This window comes from Enterobacter cloacae complex sp. IR5458, from assembly GCF_049238025.1.
GTDB classification, from domain to species: domain Bacteria; phylum Pseudomonadota; class Gammaproteobacteria; order Enterobacterales; family Enterobacteriaceae; genus Enterobacter; species Enterobacter kobei.
On sequence record NZ_JBMKIF010000011.1, the window covers coordinates 21,045 to 35,684 of the forward strand.

Consider the following 14,640-nt stretch of genomic DNA (forward strand, 5'->3'; position numbering starts at 1 on the left):
ATCCTCTTAATGCTTTGAATAAGGCGTTTCGACGCGATCGAGAAACAGCGTGGCAGCAAGCAGGTCAGCAGCGCCGCCTGGGGAGGCGTTTAGCGCCAGCATCTGACGGTCTAAGTTCGCCAGCGCCTGCTGGCCTGCAGTCGTTGCACAACCTCCGGCGTTCAGTACCGCTCGGGCACCGTCCTGCATGGCGTCCAGCCCCTCCAGCCCGGCACGCGACAGCACGCAGGTGTCGGTAAGCGACGTCATGATCGCCATCAGCGCATCAAGCCTGGCGTGCGTTTCGCTGCTGCCGTTGAGACGGCTCAGGCGAAGCTGCGGCAACGCGCGCTGCATAATGTGCGGGAACGCCTGCTGAGCCTCTTCGCGTGCACCCGGTACGCGGTAGCGGTGCGTGGCGCGAAGGCCTTTACTGAACACTTTCGGCGCCGCCTCGTCAGGGAGTTTCGCCAGCTGCGCGGCGGTGCGGGCGACGTCGTGTGCCCTGGCTTCCCCGCCCAGCATCGCCACCGCGCTGACCAGCAACCCCAGCGCCCAAATCGCGCCGCGATGGGTGTTTACGCCACACGTTGCAGCCATCATCTGCTGCTCGCCTTCGCGACCAAGACGGCCAACGGTTTGCCGAAGCGCAATATCTGCCGGACGCAGCCAGCTTTGCTGCGCCAGCGCCTGAAACGTCGGGGTCAGGCTGCGCGCGGAGCGCTCCATCAGCGCAAGGGATAAATCGTGGTGCGCACCGTTCCCCCGACTGTCCACCAGACCGGGTTTCGGGCTTAATCGTGCTTCGTCAATCAGACACTGCGTGGCGGTTCGCGCCAGCCATTCGGCACCGCCTTCAACCTGAATCTGGGGCAGAAGTTTCATTACCAGCTCCGGAATTTCGCAGGTGGGTTGTACAGACCGCCGGACCATTCAACGAGGTCTGACACGCTGCCCGCCGCCAGCAGAGAGCGGGTGGCGTCGGTGCGGCGAATACCCATATCTTCCGGATAAACAACCTTGCCGCTCTGGCGCAGTTCCGCCACGCGCTTAGCATCCACGCCCAGACCGATATCGGTGATCCCCGCCACAGCGGCAACCATGGCGCGACGCTCCTCAAGATCTTTGGCGCGATAGAGGTAAGCAATCCCCTCTTCCGTCAGCACGTGCGTCACGTCGTCGCCGTATATCATGACCGGCGCCAGAGGCATCCCGGACGCTTTTGCCACGTCAACAGCATCAAGTTTTTCCACAAAGGTCGGCTTCACGCCCGCCTGGAAGGTTTCCACCATCTGCACGACCAGTTTTTTACCGCGCTGCATCGGGTCAGGTTCGGTGATCATGTTCAGCCAGGCCGGTGTGGCGTGGCGACGACCGTGTGGGTCGTGCCCCATGTTTGGCGCACCGCCGAAGCCGGAAAGACGACCGCGTGTCACCGTTGAGGAGTTGGCGTAACCATCAACCTGCAGGGTTGAGCCGATAAACATATCGACCGCATACTGACCGGCCAGCTGACAGAACGCACGGTTGGAACGCATGGAGCCGTCGGCACCGGTAAAGAAGATGTCGGGACGGGCTCGGATGTACTCTTCCATCCCCAGCTCGCCGCCGAAGCAGTGCACGCTTTCTACCCAGCCGCTTTCAATTGCCGGGATCAGCGTTGGGTGCGGGTTCAGGGTCCAGTGCTTACAGATTTTGCCCTTCAGGCCGAGCTGTTCGCCGTAGGTCGGCAGCAGCAGCTCAATCGCTGCGGTGTTAAAACCGATCCCGTGGTTGAGGGACTGCACCTGATGTTCCGCGTAGATGCCCTTAATCGCCATCATCGCCATCAGGATGTGTTCCTGTTTGATCAGTCGCGGATCACGGGTAAACAGCGGTTCGATAAAGAATGGTTTGTCGGCAACGACAACATAGTCAATCCAGGAGCCCGGAATATCGACGCGCGGCAGGTCGCATTCGTCGTCCACCAGTTCATTCACCTGCGCAATTACAATCCCGTCGTGGAAGGCCGCGGCTTCCACCAGTGCGGGAGTATCTTCGGTGCTCGCCCCGGTGTAGAGGTTGCCTTTGCGGTCTGCTTTAAACCCCGCAATCAGCGCCACGTTGGGCGAGAGGTCGACGTAGAGGCGTGAATAGAGCTCGATATAGGTATGGATAGCGCCGATTTCGAGCTGACCATCTTCCAGCAGCTGGGAGATTCGCAGGCTCTGCGTCCCGGAGAAGGAGAAGTCCAGCTTGCGGGCGATGCCTTTCTCAAAGATATCCAGATGCTCGCTACGACCGACGCTCGGCATGATCATATGCAGATCGTGGACAATTTGCGGGTTCACTTCAGCCAGCGAGCGTGAAAGGAAATCGGCCTGCTTCTGGTTGTTACCTTCCAGAACGACCTTATCGCCAGGGGCGATCAGTTTTTCCAGCATGGCGACAAGATCGCCGGTTGGCAGTACCTTGCCCTGCACCGGTACGGACGCCAGACGACGCGCTTTTTCGCTGCGTCGCGTGTTCCATTGCCGGGTGGGTGTTTGCCCAGATAACATTATTAACCTCCTGATTCAGCTAATCATTTTGATTTGCTTAACGTTGAGTAAAGTGTGCGCTCTGGTGGGCAAGGCATCAATTAAGCGTAGAGCGGAATCATTAGCCTGAGAGTAATAATCACGGTAAAGATTTGTGATCGGGATCAGTTCATGTTTCGGAAAACCAGGCTAAACGGGGTACAATTCGGAAAGTATCGTTAATTTCCGACAAGAATCAGCATCGCGCTTATGACCCAAATCATTCCAACAGACTTCGACATTGCAGCCGAAGACAGCACCGAGTTCGTGCCCATGCGCGGTGTGTCCAACTGCCATTTGCAGACCATGCTGCCACGGCTGATCCGCCGTAAGGTTCAGTTCACGCCGCACTGGCAGCGGCTTGACCTGCCAGACGGTGATTTTCTGGATCTCGCCTGGAGCGAAGACCCCGAGCAGGCACGTCATAAGCCGCGTCTGGTGGTTTTTCATGGTCTGGAAGGGAGTCTGCACAGCCCTTATGCGCATGGATTGATTGAGGCAGCAAAAGCGCGCGGCTGGCTCGGGGTGGTGATGCATTTTCGTGGCTGCAGCGGCGAGCCAAATCGTCAGAAACGCATCTATCACTCGGGTGAAACCGAAGACGGAACCTGGTTTTTACACTGGCTGCGGGAAAACTATGGCACCGTGCCAACGGCGGCCGTGGGGTATTCGCTGGGCGGAAATATGCTCGCCTGCCTGCTGGCCAAAGAGGGCGACAGCGTACCGCTCAATGCCGCAGTGATTGTCTCCGCGCCGTTTATGCTGGAGCAGTGCAGCTACCATATGGATAAAGGGTTTTCCCGCGTCTATCAGCGCTATCTGCTCAACCTGCTGAAAGCCAACGCCGCACGTAAGCTGAAGGCTTACCCGGATACCCTGCCGGTCAGCCTGCGCCAGCTGAAAAAGGTGCGCCGCATTCGTGAATTCGACGATCTGATCACCGCAAAAATTCACGGCTTCGCCGATGCGATCGACTATTACCGTCAGTGCAGCGCCATGCCGTTGCTCAGCAAAATCACCCAGCCGACGCTGATTATTCACGCCAAAGATGATCCGTTTATGGATCATCACTCTATTCCCGCGCAGGAATTCCTTCCCGACAATGTTCACTATCAGTTGACTGAACATGGCGGCCACGTTGGGTTTATTGGCGGGACGCTGCGCCGCCCGAAAATGTGGCTGGAGGCGCGTATTCCTGACTGGCTTACTCCTTATCTGGACGGTGCAAAATGATCATCCCCTGGCAGGATCTGTCTCCCGAAACGCTCGATAATCTGATTGAAAGCTTTGTATTACGTGAAGGCACCGATTATGGTGAACATGAACGCTCACTCGAGCAGAAGGTCAACGATGTTAAACGCCAGCTGAAAAGCGGCGACGTGGTGCTGGTGTGGTCAGAACTGCATGAGACGGTCAATATCATGCCCCGCAACGCGTTTCACGGCTGACCTTCCAACCTTTTCAGTCAGGGAGTTGCTATGTCTGCCAGACATCCCATTATTGCCGTTACGGGGTCGAGTGGTGCGGGAACGACCACCACCAGCCTCGCGTTTCGTAAGATTTTCGCCCAACTGAATCTCCGGGCGGCGGAGGTCGAAGGCGACAGTTTTCACCGCTATACGCGACCTGAAATGGACATGGCGATCCGTAAGGCGCGCGATCTGGGTAAACACATCAGCTATTTCGGTCCCGAAGCCAATGACTTTGGCCTTCTTGAGCAAACCTTCCTGGAGTACGGTCAGAGCGGCAAAGGGCAGTCGCGTAAGTATCTGCATACCTATGATGAAGCTGTGCCGTGGAATCAGGTGCCGGGCACCTTTACCCCCTGGCAGCCGCTGCCGGAACCCACCGATGTGCTGTTTTATGAGGGATTACACGGCGGCGTAGTCACCCCCCAGCATGACGTGGCGCGCCATGTGGATCTGCTGGTCGGCGTGGTGCCTATCGTAAACCTGGAGTGGATCCAGAAGCTGACGCGCGACATGAGCGAGCGCGGCCATTCGCGCGAAGCGGTGATGGATTCGGTGGTGCGCTCCATGGAAGATTATATCAACTACCTCACGCCACAGTTCTCCCGAACGCACATTAACTTCCAGCGCGTGCCGACGGTGGACACCTCTAACCCGTTCGCGGCGAAAACCATCCCGTCGCTGGACGAGAGCTTTGTGGTGATCCACTTCCGCAATCTCGAAGGCATTGATTACCCCTGGCTGCTGGCGATGCTGCAGGGCTCGTTTATTTCGCACATGAATACGTTAGTGGTACCAGGCGGAAAAATGGGGCTGGCGATGGAGCTCATCATGACGCCGCTGGTGGAGCGGTTGATGGAAGGGAAGCAGATTGCGTGAGTTGTTCTGCCCGGTGGCGCTGCGCTTACCGGGCCTACGTTCATGCTTTTGTAGGGCGGGTCAGCGAAGCGCCACCCGCCAAAAGATTAAGCCTCGATCACTTCATACGAATGCGTGATTTTTACCGCTTTCTCCAGCATTAACGCCACAGAGCAGTATTTTTCCGCAGACAGATCCACCGCACGCGAAACCGCCGCGTCTTTAAGCGCTTTACCGGTGACCACAAAGTGCAGATTAATGTGGGTGAACAGGCGTGGCGCCTCTTCGCGACGTTCTGAGGTGAGTTTAACCTCGCAATCCGTCACGTCATGACGACCTTTTTGCAGAATCGACACCACGTCAATCGCGCTGCATCCACCCGCCGCCATCAGCACCATTTCCATTGGGCTGGGGGCTTTATCGCCGGAGTTACCGTCCATCAAAATCTGGTGCCCTGACGCGGATTCGCCCAGGAACGTTAAACCTTCAACCCATTTCACGCGCGCTTGCATATTCTTTAACTCCAACGTTGCATTTTCGGTGACAGATTACGCGTGCGTTACATTTCTCGCAACGGAAGGCGACCTGCATCATGCTGAAGCGAGACACCAGGAGACACGCGGCGAAAGCTATGCTAAAACACTCAGGATGCTACAGTAATACATTGACGTTACACATGTATGCAGAGGACATCAAACTTTACTGGCTGCGAAACGTTACGACAGCCGACTTCCCAGGGTATGGGTAAGAATTCGATTGCAACCCCAGAGTCCGGGTGCATCTGATGACTCTGGTGACAGCTTATAACAGAGGATAACAGCGCATGGTGCTTGGCAAACCGCAAACAGACCCGACTCTCGAATGGTTCTTGTCTCATTGCCACATTCATAAGTACCCATCGAAGAGCACGCTGATTCACCAGGGTGAAAAAGCGGAAACGTTGTATTACATCGTCAAAGGCTCGGTGGCAGTGCTGATCAAAGATGAGGAAGGGAAAGAGATGATCCTTTCTTATCTGAACCAGGGCGATTTTATCGGTGAACTGGGCCTGTTTGAAGAAGGCCAGGAACGTAGCGCCTGGGTTCGTGCAAAGACAGCATGTGAAGTGGCTGAAATTTCTTACAAGAAATTCCGTCAGTTGATTCAGGTAAACCCTGACATCCTGATGCGTCTTTCTTCCCAGATGGCGCGTCGTCTGCAGGTCACATCCGAGAAAGTGGGTAACCTCGCCTTCCTGGACGTCACCGGTCGTATCGCGCAGACCCTGCTGAACCTGGCGAAACAGCCAGACGCCATGACCCACCCGGACGGCATGCAAATTAAAATTACCCGTCAGGAAATTGGTCAGATCGTCGGTTGCTCCCGCGAAACGGTGGGTCGTATCCTGAAAATGCTGGAAGATCAGAACCTGATCTCTGCCCACGGTAAAACCATCGTGGTCTACGGAACGCGTTAATTCCGCTCAAACGGCGTGCCATCGCAAGGTGTCACGCCGTTTTTGTCTCTATTCCCCATGTGGCGCAGGCTGATCTATCACCCGGAAGTTAATTACGCACTGCGACAAACGCTGGTGTTGTGCCTTCCTGTGGCCGTGGGCCTGATTCTGGGACATCTCCAGCAGGGTCTGCTGTTTTCTCTCGTTCCCGCCTGCTGCAACATCGCCGGTCTGGATACGCCGCATAAACGCTTTTTCAAACGCCTGATCGTTGGCGGTTCGCTGTTTGCTGGCTGTAGCCTCGCCGTGCAGCTTTTACTGGCGCGCGATATTCCGCTGCCGCTGATCCTGACCGTACTGGCGATGAGCCTCGGTGTTACCGCAGAAATCAGTTCCCTGCACGCCCGCCTGCTTCCCGCTTCACTGATTGCCGCCATCTTCACCCTGAGCCTCGCCGGGAATATGCCGGTGTGGGAGCCGCTGCTGATCTACGCCCTCGGCACGTTGTGGTACGGGCTGTTTAACTGGTTCTGGTTCTGGCTGTGGCGGGAACAGCCGCTGCGTGAATCTCTGAGCCTATTGTATGTCCAGCTTGCGGATTACTGCGAAGCCAAATACACCTTGCTGACCCAGCATACCGACCCGGAAAAATCCTTACCGCCGCTGCTGACGCGCCAGCAAAAGGTGGTGGATCTGATAAGCCAGTGCTATCAGCAGCTGCATATGCTCGCCGCCAACAAGAATCACGAATATAAACGCCTGCTGCGCACTTTCCAGGTGGGGCTGGATCTGCAGGAGCATATCTCCGTGAGCCTTCATCACCCACAAGAGGTACAAAAGCTGGTCGAGCGCAGCCACGCCGAGGCGGTGATCCGCTGGAATGCGCAGACCGTCTCCGCGCGCCTGCGGGTGCTGGCGGACGACATTCTCTATCACCGCTACCCCACGCGCTTTAACATGGATAAACAGCTCGGCGCGCTGGAGAAAATTGCTCGTCAGCATCCGGATAACCCGGTCGGCCAGTTTGCCGCCTGGCACTTCAGCCGCATTGCCCGCGTGCTGCGCACCCAGCGCCCGCTGTATCCCCGCGACCTGATGGCGGATAAGCAAAAACGTCTGCCGCTCCTGCCAGCACTCAGAAGCTATCTCTCTCTTAAGTCTTCTGCCCTGCGCAATGCCGCGCGGATTAGCGTTATGCTCAGTATCGCCAGTCTGATGGGCATGGCGCTGCATCTGCCGAAACCGTACTGGATCTTAATGACCGTGCTGTTTGTCACCCAGAACGGCTACGGCGCCACGCGGGTACGTATTCTGCACCGGGCAGGCGGCACGATGGCGGGGCTGATTATTGCGGGCGTAACGCTACACTTCCACGTTCCCGAGGGGTATACCCTGGCAGGGATGCTGGTGATTACGCTGGTGAGTTACCTGATTATCCGCAAAAACTACGGCTGGGCGATGGTGGGCTTTACGGTGACGGCGGTATATACCCTTCAGCTGCTTACGCTAAACGGCGAACAGTTTATCGTTGCCCGCCTGATCGATACGCTGATTGGCTGTCTGATTGCCTTTGGTGGCATGGTCTGGCTGTGGCCGCAGTGGCAAAGCGGATTGCTGCGCCAGAACGCCCACGACGCGCTGGAGGCTGACCAGCAGGCCATTCGTCTGATCCTGAGCGACGACCCGCAGCCCTCCCCGCTGGCGTATCAGCGGATGAAAGTTAATCAGGCGCACAACGCCCTGTTTAACTCGCTCAACCAGGCGATGCAGGAGCCAGGCTTTAACGCGCACTATCTGGCGGACATGAAGCTCTGGGTCACGCATAGCCAGTTTATCGTCGAGCATATTAACGCCATGACCACCCTGGCGCGCGAGCACACGATGCTGACGCCGGATCTGGCGCAGCGTTATTTGCAGTCGTGTGAAATCGCCCTGCAGAGGTGTCAGCAGCGTCTGGAGTATGACGCGCCGGGTGAGTCGGGGGATTCGAACATTCTGGAAGCGCCGGAAACGCTGACCCACGGGCCGATGAGCACCCTGGAGCAGCATTTGCAGCGCGTGCTGGGCCACCTGAACACCATGCACACCATTTCGTCGGTGGCATGGCGTCAGCGTCCGCATCATGGCATTTGGTTAACGCGCCGGTTAAAACGAACCGAGTATTAGCCTTTAACGATCTTCGCGACCGCCGCGGCAAAGCGGGTTAACCCGTCTTCAATGTCTTTATCTTCCACCACCAGCGACGGTGCGAAACGCATCACGTCTGGCCCCGCATTCAGCACCATTACCCCTTCGTGGGCGGCAGCATGCAGAAAATCGCGGGCGCGGCCTTTGTACTGTGGCGTGAGCTCGGCACCCATCAGCAGACCCATGCCACGGATTTCGCTGAACACATCATACTGGTCATTGATCTTTTGCAGATGTTTTACGAACAGCTCACGCTTCGCGTTCACACCGTTCAGCACTTCTGGGGTATTGATGATATCGAATGCCGCACCCGCCACGGCGCTCGCCAGCGGGTTACCACCATAGGTTGAGCCGTGCGAACCGACATGAAACGCAGAGGCGATCTCCTGAGTCGTCAGCACCGCACTCACCGGGAAACCACCGCCGAGCGCTTTGGCACTGGTCAAAATATCCGGCGTCACGCCGTAGTGCATATAAGCGAACAGATCGCCGGTACGTCCCATTCCGCACTGCACTTCATCAAACACCAGCAGCGCCTGATGCTCATCACACAGCGCGCGCAGCCCTTGCAGGAATTCCGGGGTGGCCGCCGTCACGCCGCCTTCGCCCTGAATTGGCTCCACGACTACCGCGCAGGTGTGGTCGTCCATCACCGCTTTCACCGCATGCAGATCGTTAAACGGCACATGGACGATGTCGGCCGGTTTTGGGCCAAAGCCGTCGGAATACTTCGGCTGGCCGCCGACGGAGACGGTAAAGAACGAGCGCCCGTGGAAGGCGTTGTGGAAGGCGATGATTTTGGTTTTGTACGGGCTGTGACGCGTCGTCGCGTAATAGCGCGCCAGCTTAAAGGCGGTTTCGTTGGCTTCGGTGCCGGAGTTCATAAACAGCACACGCTCGGCAAACGTGGCATCAATGATTTTGCGGCCCAGACGCAGCGCCGGCTCGTTGGTGAATACGTTACTGGTGTGCCACAGGGTTTCGCCCTGGGTTTTCAGCGCCTCCACCAGCGCAGGATGGCAATGACCCAGCGCCGTGACCGCAATACCGCCCGCGAAATCCACATACTCTTTTCCCTGCTGATCCCAGACGCGGCTGCCTTTCCCCTTAACCGGGATAAACTCAGCCGGTGCATAAATCGGCAGAATCACTTCATCGAATGTTGCGCGGGTAATTGCTGGTTGTTCAGTTGCCATGTCATGCCCATCCATTTTATGTCACATTGATTGTGAAAATATAATCACAAAATATGCATAAAAAATCACAGCAAGGCAACAGATATTCAGCGATGGAAGAAATTAGCCAGCAGGTCATGCCCTTGCTCGCTAAGGATACTTTCCGGATGGAATTGCACGCCCTCAAGATCCCACTCGCGGTGGCGAATCCCCATGATCTCCTGCGTATCGCTCCAGGCGGTCACCTCAAAGCAGTCTGGCAGCGTCGGCGGGTCAATCACCAGCGAATGGTAGCGCGTCACGGTTAAGGGATTATTGAGCCCCGTGAATACCCCGTTACCGGTATGCGTGACCGGCGACGTTTTTCCGTGCATCACTTTCGCGGCACGCACGATGGTGGCGCCGAATACCTGGGCAATGGCCTGATGGCCCAGGCAGACGCCCAGAATGGGCAGCTTGCCAGCATAGTGCCGGATAACATCCAGAGACACGCCCGATTCCGACGGCGTGCAGGGGCCGGGTGAAATCACAATTTTCTGCGGAGCCAGCGTCGCAATATCGGCCAGAGTCACGTCATCGTTACGGCGTACAACCACCTCTGCTCCCAGCTCACAAAAATACTGGTAAAGGTTCCAGGTGAAGGAATCGTAGTTATCAATCAGCAGAATCATGGCGGCTCCCGAAAAAAATGCCGCCCTATTCTACTCAGATTCCCGCGCTTCGCTCACTACTTTGGCAAAGACAGCGTTCAGCGCAGTCAAATCGCCCGTCGCGCCGCTTCGGTTCGCCGCCACCCACTGCTCGGGATCGATACCCCGCCAGTCCAGCATATACCCGGCATGAATGGCCAGCTGCTCAAAGAAGACCCGTTGGGCAATACCATTGCCGCTCATAAAAGGATGCAGCATATTGATTTCACAGTAGTAGTGACTAACTCTGTTCACAAAGGTTTCTTTCTGAAGACCCACCAGATACTTTTCGCTTTCCAGGTCCGCCATCAATTCATTGCCCATCTTCTCGATGTACTCGAAGTGGCAGAAAGGAATGTCACCTTTAAAAATATCGTCGGTACGGTATTCGCCCGCCCGCTTCAGCTCTTTGCGATACAGATGGCGGTGAATAAGGCAAAGATGGGGTAAACCGGGCGCGGAAGGCCCGAGCTCCAGCGTCTCAATATGGGGTTCTGAAGGACCATGACCTTTTTCAAGGAGACAACTGGCCTGAAGATTGACGTTACGCTGCTGCTCCCAAATACGGGATTTTTGCTTGTCGGTGAGTTTTTTCACTTAACGCCTCCCTGAATAGTCCGTTTGCCACAAGTATAAGCAGCAAAACGCGCTTTCGCAGGGAGGGGCATTACACGGGCGAGCGCCGCCCGTGTCAAAGAAGGTTACGGCAGTACTTTTGCGGAGAGGATCATGACCGGTTTGGACGGCACATTCTGGTACGGGCCGACGTCATGAGTAGGAACCTGAGAAATCTTATCCGCCACGTCCATCCCTTTCACAATTTTACCGAAGACCGCGTAACCGAAGTCGCGCTGGCCATGGTCGAGAAAGGCGTTATCCGCCACATTGAGGAAGAACTGGCTGGTGGCGCTGTCTTTATCCGCCGTACGCGCCATGGAAATCGTGCCGCGCTTGTTCAGCAAGCCGTTGTCCGCTTCGTTTTTGATCGGCGGGTTCGGCTGCTTCTGCTGCATCTGCTCGTTGAAACCGCCGCCCTGAATCATGAAGCCAGGGATCACGCGGTGGAAAGTGGTGTTGTTATAAAAACCACTGTTCACATAGTCGAGGAAGTTTTTCACGGAAACCGGAGCTTTCTGGCTATTCAGTTCCAGCTCAATATTCCCGGCAGAGGTGGTCAGCAGAACGTGAGGGTCCCCTTTGGCTGCCAGCGCAGCAGGGGAAACGGCAGAAAGAGCAAACACAGCTGCGACAGCCGCCAGTGTTGATTTGAGCATGAGAATTCCTTAACAAAGCGCAGTATAAAAAGCGAATGGCTTGATTCTAAAGAGCAGTATGAACGGAGACCAGCCTTTTACCTAATTTTACGAAATTGAAACAGTTGTAACCACGCAAACGATTGGTTACGGCGTCTTTTTATGTGACAGAGATCACATAAAAAACTGCAATGAAGTTTAAATTTCTTTGAAAAGGTATGAATAGATCACTTTAATGTCTAAAATCTGCCCGCTCTCAGCGCCCTCCGGGCGCTTTTCTTTTTTTGAACAGGCCAGACATGACTAACAGCAATCGCATCAAGCTCACATGGATCAGCTTCTTCTCCTACGCCCTGACCGGCGCGTTGGTGATCGTCACCGGGATGGTGATGGGGAATATCGCAGACTACTTCCAGCTGCCCGTCTCCAGTATGAGTAACACCTTTACCTTCCTCAACGCCGGTATCCTCATCTCTATCTTCCTGAATGCCTGGCTGATGGAAATCGTGCCGCTGAAGACCCAGCTGCGTTTTGGTTTTGTGCTGATGGTCGCCGCCGTGGCGGGTCTGATGCTGAGTCACAGCATCGCGTTGTTCTCAGCCGCCATGTTCGTGCTCGGCCTGGTCAGCGGGATCACCATGTCGATCGGTACGTTCCTGATTACCCATATGTATGAAGGCCGTCAGCGCGGCGCGCGCCTGCTGTTCACCGACTCCTTCTTCAGCATGGCCGGGATGATTTTCCCGATGGTGGCCGCCGTTCTGCTGGCACGCAGCATTGAGTGGTACTGGGTCTATGCCTGTATCGGTCTGGTTTACGTAGCAATCTTTATTCTGACCTTCGGCTGTGAATTCCCGGTTCTGGGCAAAAAAGCGCAAACCGCCGCAGAACCCGTCGCGAAAGAGAAATGGGGCATCGGCGTACTGTTCCTCTCCATCGCCGCCCTGTGCTATATCCTGGGCCAGCTGGGCTTTATCTCCTGGGTACCGGAATACGCGAAAGGCCTGGGCATGAGCCTGAACGACGCGGGTAAACTGGTAAGCGATTTCTGGATGTCTTACATGTTCGGCATGTGGGCGTTTAGCTTCATCCTGCGCTTCTTCGACCTGCAGCGCATCCTGACGGTGCTGGCGGGCCTGGCAACCGTGCTGATGTATCTGTTCATCAACGGTTCCCCGGACAATATGCCGTGGTTCATTATGACCCTGGGCTTCTTCTCCAGCGCGATTTACACCTCGATCATCACGCTGGGCTCCCTGCAGACCAAAGTAGCTTCGCCGAAGCTGGTTAACTTCGTGCTGACCTGCGGTACCATCGGCACCATGCTCACCTTTGTGGTGACGGGGCCGATCGTTGCCCACAGCGGCCCGCTGGCGGCGCTGCACACCGCTAACGGTCTGTATGCCGTGGTGTTCATCATGTGCTTCGTGCTGGGCTTCGTGACTCGCCACCGCCAGCACAACGCGGTAGCGTCTCACTAACCTTCACGCCCCTTTGCGCTACGCAGAGGGGCTGTTTCTGGCAAAGCTGACCTCTTCACCCCCGATATCCATCTGGATCCACGTCTGCGCCAGCTGCGTCGTGGCAATCACCCGCCCCTGACGAATCGACCAGCGCACTGGCACCTGACAGCGCACCGCTTCAAACCCGCTTTCCGCAGGCAAAATCACCAGATTCGCCGGATTGCCCGTGGCAATACCGTAATCGCTCAGGCCAAAGGTACGGGCGCTGTTATGGGTGATCAGATCCAGGCCGCTGTCGATTTGCGGATAGCCCATCATCTGGCAGACGTGTAACCCCATGTGCAGCACCTGGAGCATATTGCCGGTTCCCAGCGGGTACCAGGGGTCAAAAACATCGTCATGACCAAAGCAGACGTTAATGCCTGCTTCCTGGAGTTCCTTCACGCGCGTGATGCCGCGGCGCTTAGGATAGTCGTCAAAACGCCCCTGCAGGTGGATATTGACCAGCGGGTTAGCGACGAAGTTAATCCCCGACATCTTCAACAGGCGGAACAGGCGCGAGGTGTACGCACCGTTGTAGGAGTGCATGGCGGTAGTATGGCTGGCGGTCACGCGCGGACCGATGCCGGCCTCGTAGGCCAGGGTAGCCACCGTCTCGACAAACCGCGACTGTTCGTCGTCAATTTCATCGCAATGGATATCCAGCGGACGGTCATATTTCTTCGCCAGTGCAAAAGCAATATGCAGCGACTGGACGCCATACTCGCGGGTGAATTCGAAGTGCGGGATCGCCCCCACCACGTCGGCACCCAGTTTTAACGCCTCTTCCAGCAGCGCCGCGCCGTTCGGGTAAGAGAGAATACCCTCCTGGGGGAACGCGACGATTTGCAGCGTCACCCATGGGGCCACCTCCTGCTTCACCTCCAGCATGGCCTTCAGGGCGGTGAGCGTCGGGTCGGAGACATCCACATGGGTACGGACAAACTGAATGCCGTTGGCGATTTGCCACTTCAGCGTTTTCCAGGCGCGCGCTTTGACGTCGTCATGGCTGAGTAACGCTTTGCGCTCCGCCCAGCGTTCAATGCCCTCAAAGAGCGTGCCCGACTGATTCCAGTTCGGCTCGCCTGCCGTCTGGGTGGTATCAAGATGGATATGCGGCTCGATAAACGGTGGGATCGCCAGCCCGCCGCGCGCGTTCAACACTTCATAACTTTCAGCGCGGGTGTCGTCCATTGGGGTGATGTCACCAAATCGCCCGTTCTCAATGGCGAGTTGCCATAGTCCTTCCCGGCCCGGTAAGCGAACATTCTGAACAAGCCAAAGCGGTGTTGTAGACATTTCTTATCCCCTGCTCAACGCAACGTTGTTTAAGCATATTTTTGTTCAAAAATACGCCATTGCTTTGTACACAAAATCGACGCCCCCGAAAAGCCTGCGATTTCCATAACTTATAAAAATCCTGACAAATCAGCTGCATACCACCTAAGGAGTAGGCGAAGACGTATTTGATTTACATCAATAAGCGCCCCTGCTGAATCGTTAAGGTAGGCAGTAATAGAAAAGAAATCGAGGCA

General features: G+C 56.2%; 14 protein-coding genes. 6 read left to right on the forward strand and 8 right to left on the reverse strand.

The window, feature by feature from the left end; all coding sequences use genetic code 11:
* Positions 1–6: 6 nt before the first annotated feature.
* Together ACOTYN_RS11240 and mdcA are read right to left on the reverse strand one after the other, a co-directional pair.
* Entirely contained in the window at positions 7–864 is an 858-nt protein-coding gene (locus tag ACOTYN_RS11240) for a triphosphoribosyl-dephospho-CoA synthase (protein WP_023331470.1), read from the reverse strand.
* Positions 864–2,519 carry a malonate decarboxylase subunit alpha gene (gene mdcA, locus ACOTYN_RS11245; RefSeq protein WP_014885506.1) on the reverse strand — a complete coding sequence of 552 codons (1,656 nt, stop codon included), beginning with the start codon at positions 2,517–2,519 and terminating at the stop codon, positions 864–866. Before mdcA ends, ACOTYN_RS11240 begins: the two co-directional genes overlap by 1 nt.
* A 228-nt stretch (positions 2,520–2,747) precedes the next feature.
* Between mdcA and ACOTYN_RS11250 the strand changes: the two genes are divergently transcribed.
* The 3 genes from ACOTYN_RS11250 to ACOTYN_RS11260 are packed head-to-tail and all read left to right on the forward strand — an operon-like array spanning position 2,748 to position 4,885.
* Positions 2,748–3,770, forward strand: coding sequence for a hydrolase (locus tag ACOTYN_RS11250; protein WP_023331471.1), 1,023 nt, complete (start codon positions 2,748–2,750; stop codon positions 3,768–3,770).
* A complete protein-coding gene (locus ACOTYN_RS11255) occupies positions 3,767–3,985 on the forward strand; it encodes a YheU family protein (RefSeq protein ID WP_003861664.1) in 219 nt (72 codons plus the stop codon). The genes ACOTYN_RS11250 and ACOTYN_RS11255 overlap by 4 nt, the downstream gene beginning before the upstream one ends.
* Positions 3,986–4,015: 30 nt before the next feature.
* The gene (locus tag ACOTYN_RS11260) at positions 4,016–4,885 is read left to right on the forward strand and encodes a phosphoribulokinase (protein ID WP_014885508.1); all 870 of its coding nucleotides are present in this window, start codon (positions 4,016–4,018) and stop codon (positions 4,883–4,885) included.
* An 86-nt stretch (positions 4,886–4,971) separates the two neighbouring features.
* Here ACOTYN_RS11260 and ACOTYN_RS11265 read toward each other — a convergent pair whose 3' ends face one another.
* Entirely contained in the window at positions 4,972–5,376 is a 405-nt protein-coding gene (locus ACOTYN_RS11265; protein ID WP_014885509.1) for an OsmC family protein, read from the reverse strand.
* A 311-nt stretch (positions 5,377–5,687) separates the two neighbouring features.
* Between ACOTYN_RS11265 and crp the strand changes: the two genes are divergently transcribed.
* The gene (gene crp, locus ACOTYN_RS11270; RefSeq protein WP_000242758.1) at positions 5,688–6,320 is read left to right on the forward strand and encodes a cAMP-activated global transcriptional regulator CRP; all 633 of its coding nucleotides are present in this window, start codon (positions 5,688–5,690) and stop codon (positions 6,318–6,320) included.
* A 57-nt stretch (positions 6,321–6,377) separates the two neighbouring features.
* Positions 6,378–8,465 (forward strand): YccS/YhfK family putative transporter, encoded by a 2,088-nt coding sequence (locus ACOTYN_RS11275; protein ID WP_023331472.1) that lies wholly within the window; start codon positions 6,378–6,380, stop codon positions 8,463–8,465.
* Here the strand turns inward: ACOTYN_RS11275 and argD are convergent.
* The 4 genes from argD to ppiA form a co-directional block, all read right to left on the reverse strand.
* The gene (gene argD / locus ACOTYN_RS11280) at positions 8,462–9,682 is read right to left on the reverse strand and encodes a bifunctional acetylornithine/succinyldiaminopimelate transaminase (RefSeq protein WP_170860683.1); all 1,221 of its coding nucleotides are present in this window, start codon (positions 9,680–9,682) and stop codon (positions 8,462–8,464) included. The genes ACOTYN_RS11275 and argD overlap by 4 nt on opposite strands.
* 86 nt (positions 9,683–9,768) lie before the next feature.
* Positions 9,769–10,332: an aminodeoxychorismate synthase component 2 gene (gene pabA / locus ACOTYN_RS11285; protein WP_071922826.1), complete on the reverse strand. Its 564-nt coding sequence runs from the start codon at positions 10,330–10,332 to the stop codon at positions 9,769–9,771.
* 30 nt (positions 10,333–10,362) lie between these two features.
* Positions 10,363–10,947: a putative adenosine monophosphate-protein transferase Fic gene (locus ACOTYN_RS11290; protein ID WP_014885513.1), complete on the reverse strand. Its 585-nt coding sequence runs from the start codon at positions 10,945–10,947 to the stop codon at positions 10,363–10,365.
* Between the two features lie 104 nt (positions 10,948–11,051).
* On the reverse strand, positions 11,052–11,624 hold the full coding sequence (ppiA, locus tag ACOTYN_RS11295) for a peptidylprolyl isomerase A (RefSeq protein ID WP_332957835.1): 573 nt from the start codon (positions 11,622–11,624) through the stop codon (positions 11,052–11,054).
* A 278-nt stretch (positions 11,625–11,902) separates the two neighbouring features.
* On the opposite strand from ppiA, the gene tsgA reads away from it, so the two are divergent.
* On the forward strand, positions 11,903–13,084 hold the full coding sequence (gene tsgA / locus ACOTYN_RS11300) for an MFS transporter TsgA (RefSeq protein ID WP_048997509.1): 1,182 nt from the start codon (positions 11,903–11,905) through the stop codon (positions 13,082–13,084).
* A gap of 18 nt (positions 13,085–13,102) precedes the next feature.
* Here the strand turns inward: tsgA and ACOTYN_RS11305 are convergent, their stop codons facing one another.
* Positions 13,103–14,404 (reverse strand): cytosine deaminase, encoded by a 1,302-nt coding sequence (locus ACOTYN_RS11305; RefSeq protein WP_023331477.1) that lies wholly within the window; start codon positions 14,402–14,404, stop codon positions 13,103–13,105.
* Positions 14,405–14,640 lie beyond the last annotated feature (236 nt).